Genomic DNA, 26,105 nt, shown 5'->3' on the forward strand with positions numbered 1-26,105 from the left:
CACATGACCGCTTCACTCGCTGACTGGAAAGACGTCCCCGCCCCCTCCGCCACCCTGCTCGAGGGCCGTTTCATTCGTCTGGAAAAACTTGACCCAGCGCGGCATGCCGAGCAACTGTACGCCGCCCTCGAAGGGCCGGGTGCCGATCCGAAGCTCTGGGATTACTTGCCTTACGGTCCGTTTCGCGAGCGCAGCGCGTTCAACGACTGGCTGAACAATCATGCGGCCAACAGCGACCCGTACTTCTTCAGCGTCATCGACCGTGCGACTGGTCAGGTCCAAGGCATCCTCAGCCTGATGTCGATCGTTCCGGCGCAGGGCCGCATCGAAATCGGCCACGTCACTTTCGGTGCGCCGATGCAGCGCTCGCCGAAAAGCACCGAGGCGGTGTACCTGCTGGCCAAGTATTCGTTCGAGCTGGGTTACCGGCGCCTGGAATGGAAGTGCAACAACGGCAACGCCCGCTCCAAATACGCAGCCGAGCGTCTGGGCTTCAGTTTCGAAGGCGTGTTTCGCCAGCACATGGTGGTCAAGGGGCAGAACCGCGACACCGCGTGGTATTCGATTCTGGATGCGGAATGGCCGGCGATCGGTGCGGGATTCGAGCGCTGGCTGAGCGATGAAAACCAGACGCCTGATGGCCAGGTGAAAGGCTTGGCCGAGTGCCGTAGCTGATCGTCACAAAGCCCCTGTGGGAGCGAGCCTGCTCGCGAAGGCGCTGTGTCAGTCACTGAAATATTGACTGACTGACCGCTTTCGCGGGCAGGCTCGCTCCCACAATTGGCGGGTTCTTTCTTAACGACGCAGTTCTTGCGCCAGCACCGCAATGTGCTCCGGGCCGATCCCGCAGCAACCCCCCAGATGACTGGCGCCGCGCTGTTGCCAGTCCAGCGCCCAGTGCAGATACCCCGGCGGATCGAGATCGTCACGCAACGGGTCGAGCCCGTCGTTGGCCGTGGCTTCTTTCGGTTGCGGAGGAAACGCGTTGGCATACGCGCCGATGTTGATCGTGACGCCGAGACGCTCAAAGGTTGCGCGCGCCGCGTCGATGGCCGCGCCAATCACTTCCGGCTGACTGCAGTTGAACAGCAGGGTTTCGACGCCAAGTTCAGCCGCCAGCGCAGCCGCTTCGGCTACCGGCTCACCGGAGCGCAGGCGCGGCACTTCATCGGTGTCTTCATCCTTGAGGGTGAACGACAGCCAGAACGGTTTGCCGTCCTTCGGCAACCCGGCGTGAATGGCCCGCGCCTCGATAATCGAACTCTGGGTTTCCGCCAGCCATAGATCAACGTGCGGGGCCAGCCCATTGACCAGCGGCGTCAGCAGCTCGCTCACGCGATCCGCTTCGAACAGATCCGGACGATACGAACCAAACAGCGGCGGCAACGAACCGGCAACACGCACTGACTTGCCGGATGCCTGCACCGCCCGCCGTGCCAACTCCCCCGCCAGTGCCGCAAGCGCCTGGCCTTCAGCCGCAAATCGCGCTTCGCCAATGTGAAACGGCACCACCGCGTAACTGTTGCTGGTGATCACGTCGGCGCCGCTATTGATGTACGCGGCATGCACCGCCTCGACCGCCTGCGGCGCTTCACTCAGCGCCAGTGCCGACCACTCCGGTTGGCGAAACGGTGCGCCGGCGCGTTGCAACTCGCGGCCCATGCCGCCATCGAGAATGACCCTGTTCGCTGCGCCCATATGCTTTTCACTCATATGCTTATGAAAATAACTCACTATCAGAGTCGTTCTTATAACTATTTAATACGCACCACTCAGTTAATAACAACCTCTTTTTTCAACAGGAAGCGACTGTGAAACTCCAACCGCTATTGGCCCTGGGCCTGACCATTCTGGCCTCCACCCAAGCCTTCGGCGGCGCGACGCTGGACCGCGTCGAGCAGAAAAAAGAGCTGGTCGGCGTGCTTATGGAAAGCTATCCGCCCTTCTCGTTTCTCAATGAGCAGAATCAACTCGACGGTTTCGATGTCGACGTTGCCAAAGCGGTGGCGGACAAGCTTGGCGTCAAACTGCGTCTCGAAACGCCGTCCTGGGACGTGATCGCCGCCGGCCGCTGGAGCGGGCGCTACGACATCTGCATCTGCTCGATGACCCCGAGCAAGGCCCGCGCCGAAGTGTTCGACTTCCCGGTCGAGTATTACGCTTCGCCAGCGGTGATCGTGGTCAACGCCAAGGACGATCGCATTCACAGCGCCAAGGACCTGAGCGGCAAAAAGGTTGGCCTCACCAGCGCCTCCAGCTACGAAAGTTATCTGAACAAGAACCTGGTCATCGAAGGCGCCGAGGATACGCAGTTGCAGTATCCGTTCGAGGATGTGCAGATCGCTCCGTACGACACCGACAACGTCGCCTTCCAGGATCTGGGCCTGGGCGCCGGCGTGCGCCTGGATGCGATCCTCACCAATCTGGTCACCGCGCAGCCGCGCCTGAACCAGGACCAGCGCTTCAAACTGGCCGGCGAACCGCTCTACTCGGAACCCAACTCCGTGGCCATCGAAAAGGGTGACCCGCAGTGGGACGCCAAGGTGCGCGAGGTGTTTGCCCAACTGAAACAGGACGGCACCCTGAGCAAGCTGTCGCAAAAATGGATCGGCGCCGATATCAGCCAATGACTTCTTTTCCGACCCCGCCACAGCCACCGCAACCGGTGGCTGAAACACGCCTGCAAAAGCTCTTTGGTTTCCGTACGCGCCTGTACCTGACGTGGGCGGCGCTGTTCTGCCTGTTTGCCGGATTCTTCCTCAGCTTCGACCTGAAGTTCGCGATCATCCTCGACAAGCTGCCCAACCTCGTTGGCCTGAAGCTGGCGCCGAACGGCTTCCTGCAAGGCGCAGCGCTGACGCTGTTTCTCTGCGCCTGCTCGATCATCGCCTCGTCGCTGCTCGGTTTCATCACCGCGCTGGCGCGCCTGTCGAACAGCGCCGTGGCATTTGGCATCGCCAGTTTCTACACCTCGTTCTTTCGCGGCACGCCACTGCTGATCCAGATCCTGCTGATCTACCTCGGCTTGCCGCAACTGGGCATCGTCCCCGGCGCCATCGTCGCCGGCATCATTGCCCTTTCGCTGAATTACGGCGCCTACCTGAGCGAAATCTTCCGCGCCGGCTTCCTCGGCGTCGATCACGGCCAACGCGAAGCATCCCTGGCGCTTGGCCTGCGCGAAAGCGTGATCTTCTGGCGCATCACCCTGCCCCAGGCCATGCGCACGATTATCCCGCCGACTACCAACCAGTTCATCTCGATGCTCAAGGACTCGTCGCTGATCTCGGTAATGGGCGTCTGGGAAGTGATGTTTCTCGCCCAGTCCTACGGGCGCTCAAGCTATCGCTACATCGAAATGCTCACCACGGCGGCGATCATCTACTGGCTGATGTCGATCGGGCTGGAGCTGATTCAGGCACGGATGGAGCGGCATTACGGCAAGGCGTATGTGCGCCGTAGTTGAGGTGCATTCAAATGGTGTCCCGGCGAATCCGCACTACGCCCATTTTCATGCCGAAGGGGCGGAACACCGCGTTCAGCGACTTCAGGGTCTGATTGCCTTCGCCATGTTCGATATGCACCAGCGTGCGCACTGAAATCTTGCACATCTTCGCGAACTGGGACTGATGCAGACCGGTGACTTCGACCCGTAAACGGCGCACGGCGTCACCGATTTCCAGAGTGCCTTCGGCCAGTGATTGCTGAATGCTTTCGATGAGCGCCGTGCGCTCGAGGACGGTCAGACTCATTGCAGGTCCCACTCTTGCAAACGTTGCTCGAGGTTTTTCAGATGAACGCTTGGGTGATTCATGGTTCTGGCGGGCAAACCGCTGGCCGCAAGAATATCCGGCAGTGCGGCCAGACGGCGGGCATCCGCGCGCAGGCCTTCGAACAGCGCCGAGGCATCCAGCCCCGCCAACGAATCGTGCGGATCTGCGCTATCGGCCAATACCCGGCAGACACCTCGCCAATCGACATCGCCCGCCCGCTCCAATTCTCTTGGCCATTTGGTCGTACGAGTCACGCCTTCGTCATCCATGACCATCGGGGCGAGGTCATAAATCGGCGCGAGCTGGAAAGCGTTCTCTTGCCGGATGATCGCCGTGTTACGACCGTGGTTATCTGAGTTTCCGAGGATTTTATTGATCAGGTCGCGACGCAGATAATCGGCGACGAGGCCGGCAATCTGGCTGGCCTGACCCACTTTGCGCCAGAGCCCGGCGAGCATGCGGATCACTTCCAGATGATTCATGGCGCTGCCTGGCGTCGTCACTTCTGCCAGCGAATAAATCGATTCGACGGCAAAGCGCGACACCGCCCCATCTTTCACTTGTCGATCAAAACGCCGCATCCACAAACTCGGTTTGTTCGCCTCTTCCAAGGCCAGGCCTTCTGCCGCGACCGTTTCGATGTCCAATGTTTGCAGTGCTTTGTAGTAATGGAATTCGCTGCGCAGGATGTCCTGGTCGGTCTGCCCGCCCCTGTTTCTGGCGAATTTCACAAACCAGTGCTGTCGCACTTCTTCATCGTCCAGTACCGCATCGGGATACAGAAGCCCGGCGCTGTTCTCTGCCAGTAATAGCTTCGGAGCTTCCCCACCTGCCCCCGTCGCGCCACCGATGGCCGCGCCCAGCTCGTAGACATATTCAAGAAAGCGGTTGTCGCGGCTAATGACCTCCTCGCGCTTGAATCCGATCGGCTTCCTCTCATCGACTGCTTCCGCCGATTCCTTTATTCGCATGTTGCCAATGGGAGCCGGTGTACTGCGACCCAGCAGAAACAGATCGGCGCTGATCTCGGCGGGTCTTTCCTGACCCAGGCGGGCGAGCAGAAACCGCTTGGCTGCGCCTGCCGGTGCGATGTCGTGGACAAAGGCTGGTGTCTTCGCGCGCCGACCTTCCCAATCCAGCGGATACAGGGCACTCACGGCTTGGGAAAAAGGCGACCCGATCAACTCGATGTTTTCCACCAGATAGTCCGCTTCATGGCCAAAACTGCAGCGGCTTTCGAAGCCTTTTTCCGGATCATCGAAGTCAAGAGTCATCGCGTCGTGCCATTGCCCGGCGGTGAAGATCTGGATTGTCAGGTTGTACATGTTGATTCCGTATGCATTTAAATGCAGCTGGAGGAGAGAAAACTGTCTATAAATGCAATATAGTGCATTCGCGGAGTTTCAGGTGCAGGATATCTGCAACAAAATGCAGTTCTATCTTAGCCATTGGCAAGGTGCATGCAAAATAATGCAGGTAAGCGCCTGACCTCACTCCGATAAGAATGCGCCAACAGTACCAAGCCGTAGGAAAAAGAACCGGCGATGCTGCGTAAAAGCTCTGTTTGCGAAATCCCGCGAGGATTTTCGACAGACCGATCCGATGTAGCCTGCACAGCATCAGGAACCGACCGACATCGTTTTTTTCAAGGCAGCAATAGAGTTGAGCCTTTCATACAAGGAGGTTGAACTCGATGCCTGCCCTACACAAATACCGTCCCCATCACCTCGCTCTGGCGATCGCGCTGACGATCGGATCTGCCGAGGCGTCCATCGAACAGCTGCCAGACGTCCAGGTTTCTGCGCAGATCAGCGAAGACAAAACCGCCAAGCCTCGAAAGAAGAAAACACCCACACCGAAAGTGGATCCTGATGACTTGTTTGCGATCAAGGAATTCATCGGCGCGCTGGAGCACACTTCTCCGTCGCCCGGGCAGGCCTCTGACGCGCCTTCGGTCGATGCCATACGCGCGACGGTTGCGATCGAGGATTTCAGTCCGGCCTTTTATGAAGGGCTGGAGTTTCCAGAGTTCGTAGTGGAGGAAACCGGCGATGAGGAATTCGATCTCGTCGACCCGTTTGAACGCGACATGTTGGCGATCACGACGCAGCGCTCTTTTGTCTCGAGCCCGCTCGAGAATATCGACGGCGTATCCCTGCAACTGGGCGATGGAGATGACCTGCTGGTGATCAATAAGGGCGCGCGTTGGGACGGTCGCCTGGACGGTGGCAAAGGTGCGAACGGGCTGCTGTTCAATGCCGTAGAAGGCGGCGAGATCGGTGAGACGCGCAACTTCTCGGCTATGCGAATCGCACGCGGGCAGTGGACATTGCGTCACGTTTTCGAGGGTGATGCTGACGTCAAAGCCGACGCCGTGCTGCTCAACTACGCATCGATCAATGGTGTCGATGTCGACCCGGGAGCGGTTTTTGGCGGTTATGGACACGTGACGGGGCTGTATGTCGCAGGAACCCTGCTTGCCAGCCAGCAACACGGCTCTCCCAATATCAAAGGCAATCTGACGCTCCATGAGGACGCTGTGTTTTCTTACGCCGTATCTGCCGACCGCGGCTCAGATCCCGTGCATGTTCAGGGCACCGCGAGCCTGGGAGGTGCGCGTGTCGAGATTTATGGCGTACCGGGCGACTACGCTCGTACCAATGAGTATCGGCTGTTGTCTGCAAACGTCATTGATGGCGAGTTCGGTGAGGTCACCACCAATCTGGCCTACATGACACCAACGCTCTCCTATGAGCCAAACGCGGTGAACCTGCACTACGTGCGCAACGATGTAGGGTTCGAACAACTGGCCCGAACGCGCAGTGCTCGTTCGATTGCGCAGAGCTTGGATAATCGAGGGGCTTACACTCAAGCTTTCGATATCGGCACCAACAGGGCCGTCGCCGCACTGCTGACCAGCGATAAAACCACCGCGCCCATCGCCCTCGATCAACTTGCCGCAGGCAGCAATGCCAACCTCGCCAAAGCCACGCTGAGCAGTATCACGCCGGTCAGTACGAGCATGCTCTCGGCGATGCGCCAACTGGACAACCGTTCCGGCTCTACTGACGGCTCGCGCAGTTCACCTCGTCAGGCCGCAGGCAGCGAAGACTCCGGGCGGGTGTGGGTTCAGGCGCTGGGCCACGGCGGCAAGGTTGACCGCGACGCTGACGGCATCCTCCTACATGCCACGCAAGGGCTGGTCGTGGGCGCTGACTGGCGACTCGATGAGCACTGGCATGTCGGCCTGCTTGGCGGCAAATCGCAGACCAAACTCGATGCCCGCCAGTACGACGGCGACCTCGACAGCTGGCACCTCGGCGCCTACGCCATGCGTCAGGATGGCCCGCTGTCACTGCGCCTCGGCGCGACCTACGCGAGCCATGACGGCAGCAGCACACGGCGGGTCGAGTTCAAGGGTTTCAGCGATCGTCTCAAGGGCAACTACGACGCCAATACTCAACAGGCATTCGCCGAAGCCGGGTTCAATTTGGGCCGCGACAACCTTACCCTCGAACCCTTCGCCAGCCTCGGCTACCAGCGTTATCAACGCGACAGCTACAACGAAAAGGGCGGCGATGCGGCACTGAAAGTCTTCGGGCAGACTCGCGACAACTTCAGCAGCACCGTTGGACTGCGGCTTGCGCAGATCAATACGCTGGATAACGGCATGCATTTGACCCCGCGATTGAGTGCAGGCTGGAAACATACCTTCGGCGACATCGACAGCGATACCCGCCAGCAACTGCGCAAGGGCGGCAAGCGCTTTGAAGTGACCGGCGCGACGCTGGATCGGAACAGTCTGTCGCTGGATGCGGGGCTCGATCTTGGTCTTTCGGCGGTGCACACACTGGGCGTGGGCTTAACGGGTGAGCTGGGTAATGACAGCCGAACGTATGGCGTGGCGGGTCAATGGCGCATGGCGTTCTGATGCATTAAGCACGCCTCCTGTGGGAGCGAGCCTGCTCGCTCCCACATGTGATCCTTGGCAATGACCTGACAAGGTCGAAAATCACAGGCAAAAAAAAGGGGAGCACATGCTCCCCCGAGGTTTAAAGCGTTGGATCGCGACTGTTATCTCAGCCTTCGATCTCGATGAGGATTTCGCCCGGGTTGACCCGGTCGCCCTTGGCCACATGAATCGCGGCAACCTTGCCGGCAATGGCGGCCTGGACTTCGGTTTCCATCTTCATCGCTTCGGTGATCAGTACCGCCTGGCCAGCCTTGACGCTGTCGCCCTCCTTGACCAGCACATCGACGATGTTGCCGGGCATGGTGGTGCTGACATGGCCTGGTGCCGAGGCCTGTTTGCGTTTGCTGCTGCCGCCGCCAACGAATTCGTTGAGCGGCTCGAACACCACTTCTTCCGGCATGCCGTCGATGGACAGATAGAAGTGGCGCTTGCCTTCAGCCTTGACGCCGACACCGGTGATGTCGACGCGATAGGTTTCGCCGTGGACGTCGATGACGAACTCGGTCGGCACGCCTTCGCCGCCCGCCGAAGCAACGGCGCCCGCTTCCGGGATTGGCAACAGCACTTCCGGCGTGAGGGTGCCGGCGGCACGCTCTTCGAGGAACTTGCGGCCGATGTCCGGGAACATGGCGAAGGTCAGTACGTCTTCTTCGGACTTGGCCAGTGCACCGATATCGGCACGCAGCTTGGTCATTTCCGGTTTGAGCAGATCGGCCGGGCGCACGTCGATGACGTCCTCGCTGCCGATCGCCTGACGCCGCAGTTTTTCATTCACGACGCCCGGTGCCTTGCCGTAGCCGCCCTGCAGATACAGCTTCACTTCGTTGGTGATGGTCTTGTAGCGCTCGCCGGCCAGTACGTTGAAGAACGCCTGGGTGCCGACGATTTGCGAGGTCGGGGTCACCAGCGGCGGGAAGCCGAGGTCTTCACGTACGCGCGGGATTTCTGCGAGCACTTCGCCCATGCGGTTCAGAGCGCCCTGCTCTTTCAACTGGTTGGCGAGGTTGGAGATCATCCCGCCCGGCACCTGGTTGACCTGCACACGGGTGTCGACGGCGGTGAATTCGCTTTCGAACTGGTGGTACTTCTTGCGCACGGCATAGAAGTACAGGCCGATTTCCTGGAGCAGTTCCAGATTCAGGCCGGTGTCGTACTCGGTGCCCTTGAGCGCGGCGACCATTGATTCGGTGCCCGGGTGGCTGGTGCCCGAGGCGAAGCTGGAGATCGCGGTGTCGATGTGGTCGGCACCGTTTTCGATCGCCTTGAGCTGGCACATGGCGGCCAGGCCAGCGGTGTCGTGGGAGTGGATGAACACCGGCAGCGACTGCTCGGCTTTCAACGCGCGCACCAGTTCACCGGTGGCATACGGGGTCAGCAGACCGGCCATGTCCTTGATCGCCACCGAGTCGCAACCCATGGACTCCATTTGCTTGGCCTGGGTGACGAAAGCATCGATGGTGTGCACCGGACTGGTGGTATAAGCGATGGTGCCCTGTGCGTGTTTGCCGGCAGCCTTCACCGCTTCGATGGCCACGCGCAGGTTACGCACATCGTTCATCGCATCGAAAATGCGGAACACGTCGATGCCGTTCACCGCTGCTTTGGCGACGAAGGCTTTGACCACGTCGTCGCTGTAATGGCGATAGCCGAGCAGATTCTGCCCGCGCAGGAGCATTTGCAGACGGGTGTTGGGCAACGCCGCACGCAGTTGGCGCAGGCGCTCCCACGGGTCTTCCTTGAGAAAGCGCACACAGGCGTCGAACGTCGCGCCGCCCCAGCATTCCAGCGACCAGTAGCCGACCTTGTCGAGCTTGTCGCAGATCGGCAGCATGTCTTCGGTGCGCATGCGGGTGGCGAGCAGCGATTGGTGAGCGTCGCGCAGGATGGTGTCGGTAACGAAGATCTTCTTAGTCATTGGTATCTCCTCATAGCGGCAAGCTTCAAGCTACGAGCAGCAAGAAAAAGCCAATCTGCTTTTACTTGCCGCTTGCAGCTGAAAGCTCGCAGCTGCTTCATTCATAGGCCTGCGTGGGCGGCGATGGCGGCGGCGATGGCCAGGGCCAGCTCTTCGGGTTTGCGCTTGATCGAGTAGTTGGTCAGTTCCGGGTGGCTTTCAACGAAGCTGGTGTTGAACTGGCCGCTACGGAATTCCGGGTTGCGCAGGATTTCCTGGTAGTACGCGGCGGTGGTCTTCACGCCCTGCAGACGCATGTCGTCCAGCGCCCGCAGACCACGGTCCATCGCCTCTTCCCAAGTCAGCGCCCAGACCACCAGTTTCAGGCACATCGAGTCGTAGAACGGCGGAATGGTGTAACCGGTGTAGATCGCCGTGTCGGTGCGCACGCCCGGGCCGCCGGGGGCGTAGTAACGGGTGATCTTGCCGAAACTCGGCAGGAAGTTGTTCTTCGGATCCTCGGCGTTGATACGGAACTGCAACGCAAAGCCACGGTGCTGAATGTCTTCCTGCTTCACCGACAGCGGCAGGCCGGAAGCGATGCGAATCTGCTCGCGGACGATGTCGATGCCGGTGATTTCTTCGGTGATGGTGTGTTCCACCTGCACCCGCGTGTTCATTTCCATGAAGTACACCTCGCCCTCGGCGAGCAGGAACTCCACGGTACCGGCGTTCTCGTAACCCACAGCCTTGGCCGCACGCACCGACAGGTCGCCGATGTAGGCGCGTTGTTCCGGGGTCAGCTGCGGGCTGGGCGCGATCTCGATCAGCTTCTGATTGCGGCGCTGGATCGAGCAGTCACGCTCGAACAGGTGCACGACGTTGCCGAAGCTGTCGCCGAGAATCTGCGCTTCGATGTGCTTGGGATTGACGATGCATTTTTCCAGGAACACTTCCGCCGAACCAAACGCCTTGGTGGCTTCGGAGATGACACGAGGGAAGTTCTGTTCGAGTTCTTCGCGGCTGTTGCAGCGACGGATACCGCGACCGCCACCACCGGAGGTGGCCTTGAGCATTACCGGGTAACCGATGCGGTCGCCCTCAACCAAGGCTTCTTCGATGCCGGAGACGTTGCCCTCGGTGCCGGGTGTCACCGGTACGCCGGCCTTGATCATGCTGCGCCGCGCTTCGGTCTTGTCGCCCATGCGCCGGATGACTTCCGCCGACGGGCCGATGAATTTGATGCCGCGCTCAGCGCAGATTTCCGCCAGCTCGGCGTTTTCCGACAGGAAACCGTAGCCGGGGTGCAGCGCATCGCAGCCGGTTTCCACGGCCAGGTTCACCAGCTTGCGCGGGTTCAGGTAGCCGGCCAGTGGCTCGGCACCCACGCTGTGGGCCTCGTCCGCACGCTTCACATGCAAGGCATGGCGATCGGCATCGGAGAAAATCGCAACCGAGCGAATGCCCATTTCGGCGCAGGCTCGTACGATGCGTACGGCAATCTCACCACGGTTGGCGATCAGGATCTTTTTTATCACTTGGAAATTCCCTTGAGCCGGTGGCACCACGACCTGCTGGAGCCAGGTCGACGCGTGACCAAATGTTTCAATTCAGTCGCAGGTCCACACTAGCGCTGCTGAGGGATTAACAAAAATGAATAAAAATTGGGTCAGGCATAAGTAAACACTTATAGTCGCAACATCCGTGTGCCGTGAGAGCCTGAATAAAATGCGTAAGTCATTGATGCGTATGACATTGCGTCAGTTGCAGATCTTCAATGAGGTGTGTGATTTACGTTCCTACAGCCGCGCTGCTGAGGAAATGTCCCTCACACAACCGGCCGTGAGCCTACAGATTCGTCAGCTTGAAGAGCTGATCGGTCAGCCGCTGTTCGACTATGTCGGCAAAAAACTCTACATGACCGAGGCGGCGGAAGCGCTCCAACGTGCCAGTCGCGACATTTTCGGGCGGCTGGAAAACCTCGATATGCAACTGTCGGACATGCAGGGTTCGCTGCAGGGTCAGCTGAAACTGGCAGTGGAATCGAGCGCCAAATATTTCGTGCCGCATTTGTTCGCCGCGTTCAAGCGCCAGCATCCGGAAGTCAATTTGCAGCTGACTGTGGTCAACCGTGGCCAGGTCATTCGCCGCCTCTCGGACAATCGCGATGATCTGGTGATCATGTCGATGGTGCCGCAGGACATGGGCCTGGAATTTCTGCCGTTTCTCAACAATCCGATTGTCGCCGTCGCGCGCCCGGATCATCCGCTGGCGCACATGGGCCCGTTGCGCTTGCAGGATCTGGAGCCGTATACGCTGCTGATCCGCGAGCCGGGCTCGGGCACACGTCTGGCCTGCGAAGAATATTTCAAGGAAAAGCGCGTGCACTTCACCCAGACCCAGGAGGTAGCCTCGGCCGAAGCCCAGCGCGAATGCGTGGTGGCGGGTCTGGGCCTGGCGCTGCTGACGCGCCACGCCCTGAACCTGGAGCTGGCGACCGGCGGCCTGGTCGAGCTGCCGGTCGAAGAGTTGCCGCTGCTGCGCAGCTGGTGTCTGGTGCAGGCCAAAGCCAAGCGGCTGTCACCGGTGGCGCACGCCTTCCTGGCGTTTATCCGCAGCGAGCGGGCGCAGATTATTGCGTTGGTTGAGCGTTTCGACGGGAAGCTGCGGGGGTCGCCTGCCAGTGCGTGATCTCGGGAAAATCGCCGATCTCGGCCTGAAGCTGGCGAAGTTCGAAGCGATCTTCGATTGCGCGGCGAAATTCCATGCGGCGCTGGTCTTCCTGCTGACGACGGGTTTTCGCGGCGCTGTTGCGTTCTTCGTAGGGCTGAGCCATTTCGAGTCTCCCAGGGCGAGTACGGGAGTTTCACGATAGGCGTGGGGGATGACGGTTTGGCTGCGTCCGGGTTACAGACTGATGAAAATTTCAATGTGCGGCGGGTATGGGGACGCTTTCGCGAGCAGGCTCGCTCCAACATTTGATCCCGTTATGACCCGGAATTTTTGCTCTCGGGAGATCTCCTAGGGGAGCGAGCCTGCTCGCGAACAAGGTCGGAACGACCTTGCTCAATCATCCAGGGCTTTCACGGCTTTTGGAGACAAACGCAAACTGCGCAGACTGCGCTTGACGCTCTTGAGGTGATTGACCAGGCTCGGCCCGCGCGCCATGGCCACGCCCATCGCCAGCACGTCGATCACCACCAGGTGCGCGATTCGCGAGGTCAGCGGCGTGTAGATCTCGGTGTCTTCATGCACATCGATCGCCAGATTGACGGTCGACAGTTCGGCCAACGGCGTCTGGCTCGGGCACAGGGTGATCAAGGACGCCCCGCTCTCGCGAACGAGGTTAGCTGTGATCAGCAGATCCTTGGAGCGCCCCGACTGGGAAATACAGATCGCCACATCAGTCGGTTTCAAAGTAACGGCTGACATGGCCTGCATGTGCGGGTCGGAGTACGCCGCCGCGGTCAGCAGCAAACGGAAGAACTTGTGCTGTGCATCCGCGGCCACCGCACCGGAAGCACCGAAGCCGTAGAACTCGACACGCTGCGCCTGGGACATCAGCGTCACCGCGCGCTGCAGCTCCACCGGATCGAGCTTCTCGCGCACTTCCATCAAGGTGTGCAGCGTGGTGTCAAAAATCTTCAGGCTGTAGTCGGCGACGGAGTCGTCTTCGTGGATCGCGAACTGGCCGAAGCTGGCGCCGGCGGCCAGGCTTTGCGCCAGTTTCAGTTTGAGATCCTGAAAGCCGGAACAACCGATCGCGCGGCAGAAACGCACGATGGTCGGCTCGCTGATGCCGACGCTGTGAGCCAGGTCGGCCATGGAACTGTGCATCACTGCCGCAGGGTCAAGCAGCACGTGGTCGGCGACCTTGAGCTCCGACTTGCGTAACAGGTGACGTGACTGGGCGATGTGTTGCAGCAGATTCAAGGGGCTGGACTCTTCTTGTGGGCAAGGATGTAGCAAGCTTGTAGTTATACTACATGAATGGGCATTTTGCCTGCTCAATGCGTAACTCGATGTCCCGGCGTCAGGCACGCTGAGGAGCATGTAGCCCTTACTGCGAGTTTTTCTGATCACGCAAAAGCCCGGCCAGACAAGCAGCGTCTACCGGCCGGCTGATCAGATAACCCTGCACTTCGTCGCAGTGTTCGGCGCGCAGAAATGCCAGTTGATCCTCACGTTCGACACCCTCCGCCACTACTTTCAGCGCCAGTCCGTGGGCCATGGCGATGATCGCGCGAGTGATCGCCGCGTCCGCACTGCCCTCGCTCAAGCCGCGAATGAACGCCTGATCGATCTTCACGTAATCCACCGGAATGCGCTTGAGGTAACTCAACGACGAATACCCGGTACCGAAATCATCGATCGCCAGTTTCACCCCCAGATCGCGCAGTTGCTGGAACGTCGCAATGATGTGTTCGACGCTGTCGAGCAAATGGCTTTCGGTCAGCTCGAGCTCGAGGTAGTGCGGCGCCAGCCCGGTTTCTTCCAGCACTTGCCGCACCAGACTGACCAGTTTGCCCTGACGCAGCTGATGCACCGACAGGTTCACCGACACGCGGATCGGCGCCAGGCCCTGGCGCTGCCATTCGCATGCTTGCCAGCACGCCTGACGCAAAACGAATTCGCCGATCGGCCCAATCAGACCGGTCTCTTCGGCCAGGCCAATGAAATCCGCAGGCGGCACCTGGCCCATGCTCGGATGATCCCAGCGCACCAGCGCTTCTGCGGCATTCAGGCGACCGGTTCGCAGGCACAGTTTCGGTTGGTAGAACACCGTCAGTTGCTGTTCTTCAATGGCTCTGCGCAGGTGGTTTTCCAGCTGCAAACGTTCGAGTGTGCTGGCTTGCAGACTGTCGGTGAAGAACTGGAAATTGTTGCCGCCCAGATGTTTGGCATGCTGCATGGCCATGTTCGACTGGCTGACCAGCGCCGAGATCTCACGCGCGTTGTCCGGCAACAGGCTGATGCCCATCGAAGCGCTGACCACCAGTTCATGCCCGTCAACGCTCAGCGGCAAACGCAGCTTGGCCGACAACCGCGTCGCTACCCGTGCCAGGCTCGACAGATTGCCGTAGGCATCGAACAGCACGGCGAATTCGTCACCGGACAGGCGCGCAATGGTGTCGGCTTCCGGCAAGGCATTGACCAGCCGCCGCGCCATTTTTTGCAGCAGCTGATCGGCGACTTCGTGGCCGAGGCTGTCATTGAGCAATTTGAAGCGATCGAGATTGATGTGCAGCAACGCCAGACTGCGGCGCCCGCCCTGGCGCACCCGCTGATGGGCTTCGTGCAGGCGCTCGCGGAACAGCGAACGGTTGGCCAGGCCGGTGAGCTCGTCGTAATGGGTCAGATAGCGCAGGCGTTCCTCCGAGGCCCGCCGCGCCGAGAGATCGGCGAAGAAGCCGACGATGTGGCTGACATTGCCACGGCTATCACGCACGGCATTGAGTTGCAGCCACTGCGGATACAGCTCGCCGTTCTTGCGCGTCTCCACCAGCTCGCCCTGCCAACTGCCGTACTGCTCCAGCGCATGACGAATCGCCACATAGTGACGACGGGCATCGCGGCTGCACGGCAACTCGACGACGTTGCGCCCGAGCATGTCGTCGATCTCGTAACCGGTGACCCGGCTGAACGCCTGGTTGATCGCAATCAGCGCGTAGTCCGGGTCGAGAATCACGATGCCTTCGCTGGCCGCTTCGAACACCGTGGCCGCCAGCCGCTGCTGCTCTTCGAGGCTTTTGCTGGCGCTGATATCGCGGCGAGTGCCGACCATGCGGATCACCCGGCCGCTGGCGCTGCGCTCCACGGCACGGCCACGGTCCTCGATCCACACCCAGTGGCCGTCGCCATGGCGCAGGCGATATTCGACCTGATAATCCTCGGTACGCCCCTTCAAATGCTCGACCAGGGCGAACTTGAGTGACGGCACATCTTCAGGATGCAGTCGTGGCTTGAGGTCGCGCAGCAGCGCCGTGACGTATTCCGGGGCGAGGCCGAACAGTTCCTGAATCTGTGTGTGGTGGACTTCGTCGGTCTGCAGGTTCCAGTCCCACAATCCGAGTTCACTGGCCTTGAGTGCCAGCGCCAGGCGCGCTTCGCTTTTGCTCAGGGCCTGATTGGCGGCATCCAGTTCGCGGCTGCGCTGGGCCACGCGATCTTCGAGATCGACCTGCGCTTCACGCAACTGCGCCTCGGCACAGCGGCGCTGTTCGATCTCTTTGCCCAGCTCCTGATTGAGTTGTTCGCTGCGCGTCTGCGCTTGCTGCAAATGCTCGATCAGGTGCTGATTCTGGAAGCGCCGAAGCAATCCACGGTCGATCAGCCGATTGACCTGCCATGCCACCACACTCAGAGAACCGAGCAGGATCAGACCCAGCCAGCCCCAGCCCCGTGCCTGATCGTCGCCGCCCCAGAACAGGTAGCCGATCGCTGGCAGCAGGCACGGCAAGGTAAACGAGAGGAACGCCGGCAGGCTCACCGCGTAGGCGACGCTGGCCGACAGCGTTGCCGCGCCGATCAGGCCGAACACCCAGGCTTGCTGCATGAAGTTGTCAGCGGGTACCAGAGCGATGCCGGCTCCGGCCAGCGTCAGGCCGGTCATGGTCGAACCGAGCAGGAACATGCGGAACCAGATCGGCTGGGCCTGACGATCGGGAATCGCCGAATCGAACGCGGCTACCTGAATCACCCGCAGCGCGACCAGCGACAGCAGCCACACCAGCCAGACGCTGACCACGAAGTAGCGCTGCGGGCTCCAGAGCAAAGCGGCGCAGACCAGACCATTGATCAACATGAACAGCGTGGGCAACAGCGAGCCCTGATACAGCAGACGCGTGCGCTCCACCGCCATTTCGACGGCATAGTGCTTGCGGATCACCCGGGGGTCCACGGAGGGCCCCGACAGTTCGGCGCTGAGGATCATGGGCAACGTTCTTGTTCTTATAGGAGGGCGTGCGCCCGAAACGTGGACGGAGCATACACAAGCCGATCCCGATGCCAAACTGCTGCGGATCACAATTGCAGGGAAATTTTCCGCCGCTTGCGCACCGCTGCAACCCCTCAGGCGAGACGGGCCGAAGCCTGCAGCCAGTGACCGACCGGTCGTCATCGGCAGCACTTTCATCGGCTAATGCAACGCACGGTTTGCCCGGGCCTGCGGCGCACCCTAGAATGCCCCGATGCGCGATGATCTCTCCCTTCTGCTGAACTCCCTCAACGATGCCCAACGCCAGGCCGTAGCAGCCCCCGTTGGCCGTCAGTTGGTCCTGGCCGGCGCCGGTTCCGGTAAAACCCGAGTGCTGGTGCACCGTATCGCCTGGTTGATCCAGGTCGAAAACGCCTCGCCTCACTCCATCCTGTCGGTGACCTTCACCAACAAGGCCGCTGCCGAGATGCGCCATCGCATCGAGCAGTTGCTGGGCATCAACCCGGCCGGCATGTGGGTCGGCACCTTCCACGGCCTCGCGCACCGCTTGCTGCGGGCGCATTGGCAGGAAGCGGGCCTGAGCCAGACCTTCCAGATTCTCGACAGCGATGACCAGCAGCGTCTGGTCAAGCGGGTGATCCGCGAGCTCGGTCTGGACGAGCAACGCTGGCCGGCGCGTCAGGCGCAGTGGTTCATCAACGGCCAGAAAGACGAAGGTCTGCGGCCGCAACACATTCAGGCCAGCGGCGACCTGTTCCTGGCCACCATGCGCGGCATCTACGAAGCCTACGAGGCGGCGTGCCTGCGGGCTGGCGTGATCGATTTCTCCGAACTGCTGCTGCGCGCGCTCGATCTGTGGCGCGATCACCCCGGCCTGCTGGCGCACTACCAAAAGCGCTTCCGGCACATTCTGGTCGACGAGTTCCAGGACACCAACGCCGTGCAGTACGCCTGGTTGCGCCTGCTCGGCAAGGGCGGCGACAGCCTGATGGTGGTCGGCGACGACGACCAGTCGATTTACGGCTGGCGCGGGGCGAAGATCGAGAACATCCATCAGTACTCTTCCGACTTCCCGGACTCCGAAACGATTCGCCTGGAGCAGAACTACCGATCCACTGCCGGCATCCTCAAAGCCGCCAACGCTTTGATCGCCAACAACACCGGGCGTCTCGGTAAAGAGCTGTGGACCGACGGTGGCGACGGCGAAGCGATCAACCTGTACGCCGCGTTCAACGAGCACGACGAAGCCCGTTACGTGGTGGAAACCATCGAAAGCGCGCTGAAAACCGGTCTGGCCCGTAGCGATATCGCCATTCTGTACCGCTCCAACGCCCAATCGCGGGTGCTTGAAGAAGCCCTGCTGCGCGAGCGCATCCCGTACCGCATCTATGGCGGTCAGCGCTTCTTCGAACGCGCGGAAATCAAGAACGCCATGGCCTACCTGCGCTTGCTTGAAGGTCGCGGCAACGACGCGGCGCTGGAGCGAGTGATCAACGTGCCGGCCCGGGGCATCGGCGAGAAAACTGTAGAGGCCATTCGCGAGCATGCGCGGCACAGCGACGTATCGATGTGGGAAGCGATGCGCCAGCTGGTGGCCAACAAAGGCCTGACCGGCCGTGCAGCGAGTGCGCTCGGTGCATTTATCGAACTGATCGAGAACCTCGCCGCCAAGTGCGCCGAGATGCCGCTGCACCTGATGACGCAAACCGTCATCGAGCAATCCGGCCTCATCGCCTATCACGAAGCGGAAAAAGGCGAAAAAGGCCAGGCCCGGGTGGAAAACCTTGAGGAACTGGTCAGCGCTGCACGCAACTTCGAGAACACCGAAGAGGACGAAGAACTGACCCCACTGGCGGCGTTCCTCGGCCACGCTTCGCTGGAGGCCGGCGACACTCAGGCCGACGAGCACGAAGACAGCGTGCAGCTGATGACCCTGCACAGCGCCAAAGGCCTGGAATTCCCTTACGTGTTCCTCGTGGGCATGGAAGAAGGCCTGTTCCCGCACAAAATGAGCCTGGAAGAACCGGGGCGTCTTGAAGAGGAACGGCGTCTGGCTTACGTCGGTATCACCCGGGCGATGCAGAATCTGGTCATGACCTACGCGGAAACCCGGCGCCTGTACGGCAGCGAAACCTACAACAAGGTGTCGCGTTTCGTCCGCGAAGTGCCCAAAGGCCTTATTCAGGAAGTGCGCCTGTCCAATAGCGTCAGCCGACCGTTCGGCGGCAACCAGTCGATGAGCGGCAGCAGCCTGTTCAGCGGCAGCGAGATTCCGGAAACCGGTTTTGTGCTCGGTCAGGCCGTACGTCACTCGATCTTCGGCGAAGGGGTGATCCTCAACTTCGAAGGTTCCGGCGCCCAGGCCCGGGTGCAGGTGAACTTCAGCGAAGGCAGCAAGTGGCTGATGCTCGGCTATGCCAAGCTGGAAGCGATCTAACCACCAGCACTGAACCCATGTGGGAGCGAGCAGGCTCGCTCCCACAGGTTATGCGACGCAAGTACATCAATCCCTCTGAACCTATCGCCTTTTCCTACAGACAAAAGTACATCGGCTGATTGCCTCGCCAAGCTGAACGCAACCTGTCAGGCAAAAGCCCGAAACACTCTCTCGCTAGCCAGTAACACTTCAGCTGTGCAACATGGCGCGCGTGTCTCCACAAAACGGGAATACCCTTTATGAAACGTTTTCTTAGCATCGCCATGGCGTTGTGCATCGGCCTGACGATGAGCCTCGACGCCAACGCCAAGCGCTTTGGTGGTGGCAAAAGCGCCGGCGCTGCGCCGACGCACCAGACCAGCCAGATGGCTCCTTCTTCTCCAGGCGTGGGCGGCGCAGCAGCGACCGCTGGCGCTGCCGGTGCTGCTGGCGCCGCGGCCAAGGCCGGCGGTGCTTCGCGCTGGCTCGGCCCGCTGGCGGGCATCGCCGCCGGTGGCCTGCTCGCGTCGATGTTCATGGGCGACGGTTTCCAGGGCATGCAGATCTTCGACATCCTGATCATGGCCCTGATCGCGTTCGTGATCTTCCGCTTCATCGCCGCCCGTCGTCGCAAGCAGCAGGAGCAATTCGCTCCGGCCGGCGCGCCGATGCAGCGTGAAGTGTTCGAGCAGAAGCCTGCCGCCATGGGTTCGATCTTTGGTGGTTCGGCTGCTCCGGCTGCCGCCCGTCCGGTGATCAACGCACCGGCCTGGTTCAACGAAGAGCGCTTCCTTGAAGCTGCGCGCAGCCACTTCCAGTCGCTGCAGCAGCACTGGGACGCCAACGAAATGGACAAGATCGCCGAGTTCGTGACCCCGCAAATGCTTGAGTTCCTCAAGCGTGAGCGTGCGGATCTGGGCGACGGCTTCCAGTCGACCTACATCGACAACCTGCAGGTGCAGCTGGACGGCGTCGACGATCGTGCCGACAAGACCATCGCCACCCTGACCTTCACCGGCGTGTCGAAAACCTCGCGTTTCGACCAGGGCGAAGTGTTCAGCGAAAGCTGGAACATGGAACGTCCGCAGGGCGACAACCAGCCTTGGCTGGTCGCCGGTATCCGCCAGAACGGCTGATCCCTGCTGCGCTTCACTTGCGGTAACAGAACCCCGGCCTCGGCCGGGGTTTTTCATTTCACGGTTGCATCTATGGCGAGCTACTGTATAAACCGGCCCATATAAACCGCGCCATTCAGCAAGAGGATCCCGGACGTGGAAGAAATCATCGAACAACTGCGCGAAGCCAACGAACCCGTGCCGGTTCCTTTGGAATTGCCTGATGAAGACCTGCTGGTGGAAATCGAAGAACAACTGTTCATCGACATTCCATTCGTCTTCAAAGAATTTTTGCTGACCGTCAGCGATGTGGTCTATGGCAGCCTCGAGCCGGTGACCGTCACTGATCCGCAATCGCACACCTACCTGCCGGACGTGGCAGCCAATGCATGGGATGTGGGTGTTGATCGCAGCTTGATCCCGATCTGTCAGGACGGCGATGACTACTACTGTGTCGAAGAAGACGGCACCGTGGTGCTGTGGCAGGCCGAAGAAGAACTGATTGCCGAAGAAACCTGGGAATCGGTGTGGCACTGGGCGCGGGACGTCTGGCTGGAAAGCTGATCCGCCACACGCCCCGGCTGGTCAATGCCCCGACGACTCCTTGTGGTTGTCGAGGGTTTCCAGCAGCGCCACCTGCATGCGCGTATGCACGCGGATGAACCAGCGCCACAGCAGCGCCGCTACGGCGGCCGCGACGACGGCGATCAGCACCAGCAGCTTGTTGGTCGGCAGGATACTGGCCGACAAGGCTGCCAACAGCAGGAAAATCACCAGCAGCGAGAGAATCGGGATCACTTCGGCGATCACCCGGCGCACTCGCTGCGTGTGACGCCCGGCCATCTCCGGCTTGACGCCCATCTCCGCCAGCAGCATCGACAGCGCCTTGAGCTTGCGATAAGCCGCGATCAGAAATGGTAGCGAGACCAACAACGCTCCGCCCCAGATCAGTGCCTTCTGCCAGCTCGGATCGCTGATCCAGTCCTGCAGCCACAACGACATGCGCTCGGCGAAGTATGCGCTGGCAAAGAAGATCGCAATCACCAGCGCCAGATTGACCCCGACCTGCAACAGGATCCGCCGGATCATCGACGCCAGTAGCGCGCCCTCACCTTGCGGCTGGATGCTGCGCAACCATTCGCCATACATGCCGAGCACACGCCCGAGACGCTTGGGCACGACTGCCGAGAGCTTGATCGACAACGGATCCGCCGCGCGAATCAGGTACGGCGTCAGCAGTGTGGTGATCACCGACACGGCTACGGCGACCGGGTAGAGGAAGTTGCTTGTCACCTGCAAGGTCATGCCCAGCGCGGCGATGATGAAGGAAAATTCGCCGATCTGTGACAGACCCATGCCGACCCGCAGTGAGGTCCGTCCGTCATTGCCGGCGATAAACGCACCGAGGCCGCAGGACAACATCTTGCCCAGCACCACGGCCACGGTGATCACCGCGATCGGCCAGGCGTATTCGATGAGAATCAGCGGGTCGAGCATCAGCCCGATGGCGACAAAAAAGATCGCACTGAACAGGTCGCGAACCGGCTCGACCAGCCGTTCGATTTTCAGCAATTGCCGGGACTCGGCCATGATCGCGCCGATCAGGAAAGCGCCGAGCACCATGCTGTATTCGAGCTTGACCACCAGCAGACAGAAGCCGAAACACAGGCCGAGTACGGTGATCAGCAGCATCTCGTTGCTTTCGAATTTCGCTACATAAGCCAGCAGGCGCGGCACCAGCAGGATGCCGATGACCAGCGCAACGATCATGAACAGCGACAGCTTGCCGACCGTGGAGAACACTTCGCCCGAGCTCACCGTGCCGCTGACGGCGATGCTCGACAGCAGCGCAATGATGCCGATGCCAAGGATGTCCTCGACAATCAGCACACCGAAGATCAACTGCGCGAAGCGCTCGTTCTTCATCTTCAGATCATTCAGCGCTTTGACGATGATGGTGGTGGAGGAGATCGCTAGAATCGCGCCGAGGAACAACGAATCCATGGTGTTCCAGTCGAACCAGCGGCCGATTTCGTAGCCGATCCAGATCATCAGGATGATTTCGAGAAACGCGGCAATGAACGCCGTGGCGCCGACCTTGAACAGCTTGCGCAGGCTGAACTCCAGACCAAGGCAGAACATCAGGAAGATCACCCCGAGTTCGGCCAGGGTCTTGATGGTTTCTTCGTCGTGAATCAGGCCGAACGGCGGCGTATGCGGGCCGATGATGAAGCCGGCGACGATGTAGCCGAGCACCACCGGTTGTTTGAAACGATGAAACAGTACGGTTACCACGCCCGCGACCAGCATGATCACTGCCAGATCCTGAATGAAACTGATGGCATGCATGGCGTGGGCTCCTTGATGACGAGGCGCGCGGACAGACGTCAGAGTTCTGCGCGAGCAGGGTAAAAATCCGCTTTTAATGTAGGAATTGCCCTTGGGCAGGGCTTTTGCAGGTTAACACCGCGACTTCGCTCTGGAAGCCGGTGCAATATATGGAAACAGATCGCTACCAGCGTGACGGCGGCCCGCCGCGCGGCGTCCCGATAACGGTGCTTTTTGAAAAGCCACCAGGTGCCCGCAGAGGCGCTTCCTGCAATCAGCCTTGATCCGTGAGAACGTTATGGAACCCGGAAACGCCCAGCTGTCGATGACGGTACTGATGACCCCCGACATGGCCAACTTCTCTGGCAATGTCCACGGCGGCACCCTGCTCAAATACCTCGACGAAGTGGCTTACGCCTGCGCCAGCCGTTATGCCGGGCGCTACGTGGTGACCCTGTCGGTGGATCAGGTGATTTTCCGCGAGCCGATTCATGTCGGCGAGCTGGTGACGTTCCTCGCCTCGGTCAACTACACCGGCAACACGTCGATGGAAGTTGGCATCAAAGTGGTCACCGAAAACATCCGCGAACGCTCGGTGCGCCACACCAACAGCTGCTTCTTCACCATGGTCGCGGTGGATGATCAGCGCAAACCGGCCGCCGTACCGCCGTTGCAACCGCAGAACAGCGAAGACAAACGCCGCTTCATGCAGGCGCAGCAGCGCCGGCAGATTCGCCAGGAGCTGGAGAAGCGTTATCAGGAGATCAAGGGCGACGCCTGAGATTTTTAGCGCTCTGAACAACGCTTTCGCGAGCAAGCTCGCTCCCACACAGGCTCTGTGGCGTACACAAACCAAATGTGGGAGCGAGCTTGCTCGCGAATGGGGGCAACGCGGTCTTACAGACTGATCGCGGTAGCCTCGAACTTCACCCGCGGATGCGCAATGCGATCCTGCGCCCGCACCAGTTGCAGCTCATAACTGGCGCATGCCTGGGTTTCCAGCAACACCTCATGCACTGCCGCTGCGGTGAATTCGAACGCTGCCAGCAGGCTGTCGCCCAGCAACACCCGGGCCAGGAACAGACCAGAGGTCAGATCGCCGACGCCCACTGGCTGACGTGGAAACGCCAGCAACGGACGGCGCAAATGCCAACTGCCCTCAGCCGTCACCAACAACATTTCGAAGCCATCCGCCGGTTTGCCCGGGTAATCCAGGTGCTTGACCAGTACCGCTTTCGGCCCGCGCGCCAGCAGCGCCCGTGCCATCGCCAGGCAATCGAACAGCGACTGCGGCTTGCGCCCGGAAAAACTGTCCAGCTCCAGTTGATTCGGGCACATGATGTCCGCCAAGGCCGCGGCCTCATCCAGGAGGAAGTCGCTGACCTCGGTGGGCACGCTGCAGCCTTTCTCCGGATGGCCCATCACCGGATCACACAGATACAGCATCTTTGGATTGACCGCTTTGATCCGCGCCACACCGCTGAGAATCGCCCGTCCCTGCGCGGCGCTGCCGAGATAGCCGGACAGCACCGCGTCGCAATTGCCCAACTCGCCAATTGCGGCGATGCCTTCGATCAGCTCGGGAATCTGCTGCGGCGCCAGCACTTCACCGGCCCACTGACCATACTGGGTGTGGTTGGAGAACTGCACGGTGTTGAGCGGCCAGACGTTGACCCCGACGCGCTGCATCGGAAAAACCGCAGCGCTGTTGCCGGCGTGGCCAAACACCACGTGGGACTGGATGGCGAGCAGATGAGGCGTACGTTTCATTCGGGTCATTCCGTAAAACGATTGAAATTCAAGCCGCGCAGTATGCGACGAAACACAGCCTGTACGACAGACCGACGAGACAGTTAAGCTGACGCCATCATTTGGAGTTCGATGTAGATGCTGACCCTGGAAAACATCTTCGTGCTGATGCTGTTCGCCGCCGCTGGTGCCTGGCTATGGCACAACCACGGCTTGCGCGAGCGCGCGCTGGAGCGGGTCAAGCAGCATTGCACCAATGTTGGCGTTGAACTCCTGGACGGTAACGTCGCGCTGAAAAAAATCGGTCTGATCAGGGATGCCAACGGTCGCCGGCGACTGGCGCGGGTCTACAACTTCGAGTTCACCGTGACCGGCGAAAGCCGCCACAACGGCACCGTCACCCAGTTCGGCGCGCACAGTGCGCAGATTGAACTGGCACCCTACCCGGCGCCGTTCGACGATACGCCGCCGGTAGTCGAAGTCCACAAGCCTCGCGCCGAAGTCATCGAGCTGAGCCAGTGGCGCCAGGAACATACCAAGTGGAAGCCTTGAGCTGACTCACTGAATCCGGCATTCAGCCAAACCGGCTTGTAGCTGATCGATGTTCTGCGGTTCGGCGAAGATCAGCTCGATTCTTGAGTCTTTTCGCCATTCGCTGGCTTGCCAACTCAGCTCGGCATGCTCCAGCGCATTGCCCGAAACCCAGCCATCGGTGCTGTGGATAACCAGTTTCGCCCGCTTCCAGTCCAGCGCGCTCAGCCAATAGGCGATGCGTGCTTGATCAAATACCTGCCGCGGATGCCAGCGCCAACCGATGCTCCACCCACCCTCCTGCGCCTGATTTAAGCAAATCGGTTCGGCCGGATCGCTCCAGACTGCTGGCAGCTGTGCCAATCCAGTGGGCAGCGGCAGATGCCCTGCGCCTTCGTTCGCTTTTACTGCCAGCCCCGGCAGCTCGCTCAGAGGCAGTTGCGCTTGCTGCGTCCAGATCAGTCTGACGGGCGGCAACTGGCTGGCGATTTTCTCACGAGCCGTATCATCAAGATCCTGCGCCTTGTTCAACAGCAGCAAACCCGCGCTGGTCAATGCTTGCTTCTGGGCGTCCGGCAAGGCCCTATCCGCGTGCAATGCCTGAGCGTCCAGAACCAGCACACAGGGCTGAACCGCCAGCACGCCCAGCCACGGCGCCTCGTTCAATTGCTTGAGCAACTGCGCCGGATGGCCCAGCCCGGATGGCTCGATAAACAGTCGATCCGGCCTGGCCTTGCGCAGCAGGCGGCCGAGGCCGATCTGGAATGGCGCGCCATTGACGCAACACAGGCAGCCCCCGGCCACCTCACCCAGTGCGATACCATCGTCGTCGCGAGAGAGCAACGCGGCGTCCAGACCAATCTGGCCGAACTCGTTGATCAGTACCGCCCAGCGCTCGTCCGCAGGCCGTTGCGCCAGCAACTGACGAATCAGGCTGGTCTTGCCGGCGCCCAACGGGCCGGCGATGACGTGGGTCGGAATGTTCTGCAACATGGCGGGCACTTTTCTGCGGACAGTTATTGAGGAGATCGAAGATGCGCTGGTCGGGATGGTCGTTGCTGTTGGCGCTGCTGTCGAGTGAAGCGTGGGCTCAGGCCTGCGTGGTGCACACACAGGGCGAACGGCTCGACGTCAAAGTCTGTCAGCAGAACCGGACGATTCCGCAGAAATTGTTCAATGACGGCTTCTGCCAACCGACGCTGGCCGGGCAGAAGGTCGAGGTGCAATACGTCGACCAGTGCCCCAGCGGCGCTTTCGGCGTGTGCAGCAACGCGCAAGTCGCCAATATGCCCTATCGCCAGGATATCCACTATTACGGCGTGGCCACTGATGCGGCGTATCTCAAGCCGTATTGCGAAGGCCAGAGCCAGGGCGCCTGGCGCAAGCCCTGAT

The 26,105-nt window shown here is 60.6% G+C and carries 22 protein-coding genes; 11 read left to right on the forward strand and 11 right to left on the reverse strand.

The features are described 5' to 3' along the window. The first annotated feature begins 3 nt into the window (after positions 1-3). Positions 4-675, forward strand: coding sequence for a GNAT family N-acetyltransferase (locus tag F8N49_RS02645; RefSeq protein ID WP_151550725.1), 672 nt, complete (start codon positions 4-6; stop codon positions 673-675). A gap of 120 nt (positions 676-795) precedes the next feature. Here the strand turns inward: F8N49_RS02645 and F8N49_RS02650 are convergent, their stop codons facing one another. Continuing rightward, entirely contained in the window at positions 796-1,698 is a 903-nt protein-coding gene (locus tag F8N49_RS02650; protein ID WP_071171377.1) for a homocysteine S-methyltransferase family protein, read from the reverse strand. Positions 1,699-1,811: 113 nt separating this feature from the next. On the opposite strand from F8N49_RS02650, the gene F8N49_RS02655 reads away from it, so the two are divergent. Together F8N49_RS02655 and F8N49_RS02660 are read left to right on the forward strand one after the other, a co-directional pair. Beyond that, complete coding sequence (locus F8N49_RS02655) at positions 1,812-2,630, forward strand: ABC transporter substrate-binding protein (protein ID WP_016772458.1); 819 nt, start codon at positions 1,812-1,814, stop codon at positions 2,628-2,630. Beyond that, on the forward strand, positions 2,627-3,463 hold the full coding sequence (locus F8N49_RS02660; RefSeq protein ID WP_151550726.1) for an amino acid ABC transporter permease: 837 nt from the start codon (positions 2,627-2,629) through the stop codon (positions 3,461-3,463). Before F8N49_RS02655 ends, F8N49_RS02660 begins: the two co-directional genes overlap by 4 nt. Before the next feature lie 7 nt (positions 3,464-3,470). On the opposite strand, the gene F8N49_RS02665 is transcribed toward F8N49_RS02660, so the two are convergent. After that, positions 3,471-3,749 (reverse strand): helix-turn-helix domain-containing protein, encoded by a 279-nt coding sequence (locus F8N49_RS02665; protein ID WP_071171374.1) that lies wholly within the window; start codon positions 3,747-3,749, stop codon positions 3,471-3,473. After that, entirely contained in the window at positions 3,746-5,095 is a 1,350-nt protein-coding gene (locus F8N49_RS02670; RefSeq protein ID WP_151550727.1) for a HipA domain-containing protein, read from the reverse strand. The genes F8N49_RS02665 and F8N49_RS02670 overlap by 4 nt, the downstream gene beginning before the upstream one ends. A 368-nt stretch (positions 5,096-5,463) precedes the next feature. Between F8N49_RS02670 and F8N49_RS02675 the strand changes: the two genes are divergently transcribed. Then, a complete protein-coding gene (locus F8N49_RS02675) occupies positions 5,464-7,701 on the forward strand; it encodes an autotransporter domain-containing protein (RefSeq protein WP_256675382.1) in 2,238 nt (745 codons plus the stop codon). Positions 7,702-7,849: 148 nt separating this feature from the next. Here F8N49_RS02675 and oadA read toward each other — a convergent pair whose 3' ends face one another. Further along, positions 7,850-9,658, reverse strand: a complete 1,809-nt coding sequence (gene oadA, locus F8N49_RS02680) for a sodium-extruding oxaloacetate decarboxylase subunit alpha (protein ID WP_071171372.1) — start codon at positions 9,656-9,658, stop codon at positions 7,850-7,852. Positions 9,659-9,759: 101 nt separating this feature from the next. Continuing rightward, on the reverse strand, positions 9,760-11,175 hold the full coding sequence (locus F8N49_RS02685) for an acetyl-CoA carboxylase biotin carboxylase subunit (RefSeq protein WP_024014853.1): 1,416 nt from the start codon (positions 11,173-11,175) through the stop codon (positions 9,760-9,762). 190 nt (positions 11,176-11,365) lie between these two features. On the opposite strand from F8N49_RS02685, the gene F8N49_RS02690 reads away from it, so the two are divergent. Next, on the forward strand, positions 11,366-12,328 hold the full coding sequence (locus tag F8N49_RS02690; protein ID WP_071171371.1) for a LysR family transcriptional regulator: 963 nt from the start codon (positions 11,366-11,368) through the stop codon (positions 12,326-12,328). On the opposite strand, the gene F8N49_RS02695 is transcribed toward F8N49_RS02690, so the two are convergent. The 3 genes from F8N49_RS02695 to F8N49_RS02705 all read right to left on the reverse strand — a co-directional run bounded on the left by F8N49_RS02695 (position 12,270) and on the right by F8N49_RS02705 (position 16,571). After that, positions 12,270-12,473 (reverse strand): PA3496 family putative envelope integrity protein, encoded by a 204-nt coding sequence (locus tag F8N49_RS02695; RefSeq protein ID WP_081932351.1) that lies wholly within the window; start codon positions 12,471-12,473, stop codon positions 12,270-12,272. The genes F8N49_RS02690 and F8N49_RS02695 overlap by 59 nt on opposite strands. 230 nt (positions 12,474-12,703) lie before the next feature. Further along, complete coding sequence (hexR, locus tag F8N49_RS02700; protein WP_007962240.1) at positions 12,704-13,570, reverse strand: transcriptional regulator HexR; 867 nt, start codon at positions 13,568-13,570, stop codon at positions 12,704-12,706. Positions 13,571-13,697: 127 nt separating this feature from the next. Then, entirely contained in the window at positions 13,698-16,571 is a 2,874-nt protein-coding gene (locus tag F8N49_RS02705) for a GGDEF domain-containing phosphodiesterase (RefSeq protein ID WP_151550728.1), read from the reverse strand. Between the two features lie 256 nt (positions 16,572-16,827). On the opposite strand from F8N49_RS02705, the gene uvrD reads away from it, so the two are divergent. From uvrD to F8N49_RS02720, 3 genes are all read left to right on the forward strand, one after another. Next, the gene (gene uvrD / locus F8N49_RS02710) at positions 16,828-19,011 is read left to right on the forward strand and encodes a DNA helicase II (protein ID WP_041476575.1); all 2,184 of its coding nucleotides are present in this window, start codon (positions 16,828-16,830) and stop codon (positions 19,009-19,011) included. A gap of 239 nt (positions 19,012-19,250) precedes the next feature. Next, positions 19,251-20,126 (forward strand): Tim44 domain-containing protein, encoded by an 876-nt coding sequence (locus F8N49_RS02715; protein ID WP_016772449.1) that lies wholly within the window; start codon positions 19,251-19,253, stop codon positions 20,124-20,126. A gap of 135 nt (positions 20,127-20,261) precedes the next feature. Next, entirely contained in the window at positions 20,262-20,669 is a 408-nt protein-coding gene (locus F8N49_RS02720) for an SMI1/KNR4 family protein (protein WP_038359443.1), read from the forward strand. Between the two features lie 21 nt (positions 20,670-20,690). On the opposite strand, the gene F8N49_RS02725 is transcribed toward F8N49_RS02720, so the two are convergent. Beyond that, complete coding sequence (locus F8N49_RS02725) at positions 20,691-22,454, reverse strand: cation:proton antiporter (RefSeq protein ID WP_151550729.1); 1,764 nt, start codon at positions 22,452-22,454, stop codon at positions 20,691-20,693. A 277-nt stretch (positions 22,455-22,731) separates the two neighbouring features. Here F8N49_RS02725 and F8N49_RS02730 point away from each other — a divergent pair, with 277 nt between their 5' ends. Then, complete coding sequence (locus F8N49_RS02730; RefSeq protein ID WP_016772447.1) at positions 22,732-23,214, forward strand: acyl-CoA thioesterase; 483 nt, start codon at positions 22,732-22,734, stop codon at positions 23,212-23,214. 116 nt (positions 23,215-23,330) lie between these two features. Here the strand turns inward: F8N49_RS02730 and pdxY are convergent, their stop codons facing one another. Beyond that, positions 23,331-24,203, reverse strand: coding sequence for a pyridoxal kinase PdxY (pdxY, locus tag F8N49_RS02735; RefSeq protein WP_151550730.1), 873 nt, complete (start codon positions 24,201-24,203; stop codon positions 23,331-23,333). A gap of 117 nt (positions 24,204-24,320) precedes the next feature. Here pdxY and F8N49_RS02740 point away from each other — a divergent pair, with 117 nt between their 5' ends. Further along, on the forward strand, positions 24,321-24,734 hold the full coding sequence (locus tag F8N49_RS02740) for a DUF3301 domain-containing protein (protein WP_038861179.1): 414 nt from the start codon (positions 24,321-24,323) through the stop codon (positions 24,732-24,734). Positions 24,735-24,740: 6 nt separating this feature from the next. Here F8N49_RS02740 and F8N49_RS02745 read toward each other — a convergent pair whose 3' ends face one another. Beyond that, positions 24,741-25,706: a GTP-binding protein gene (locus F8N49_RS02745; protein ID WP_151550731.1), complete on the reverse strand. Its 966-nt coding sequence runs from the start codon at positions 25,704-25,706 to the stop codon at positions 24,741-24,743. 41 nt (positions 25,707-25,747) lie between these two features. Between F8N49_RS02745 and F8N49_RS02750 the strand changes: the two genes are divergently transcribed. Further along, positions 25,748-26,104, forward strand: coding sequence for a hypothetical protein (locus tag F8N49_RS02750; protein WP_016772443.1), 357 nt, complete (start codon positions 25,748-25,750; stop codon positions 26,102-26,104). Position 26,105: the final 1 nt, after the last annotated feature.

The organism is Pseudomonas sp. GXM4 (assembly GCF_008923895.1).
Taxonomy (GTDB): Bacteria; Pseudomonadota; Gammaproteobacteria; order Pseudomonadales; family Pseudomonadaceae; genus Aquipseudomonas; species Aquipseudomonas atacamensis.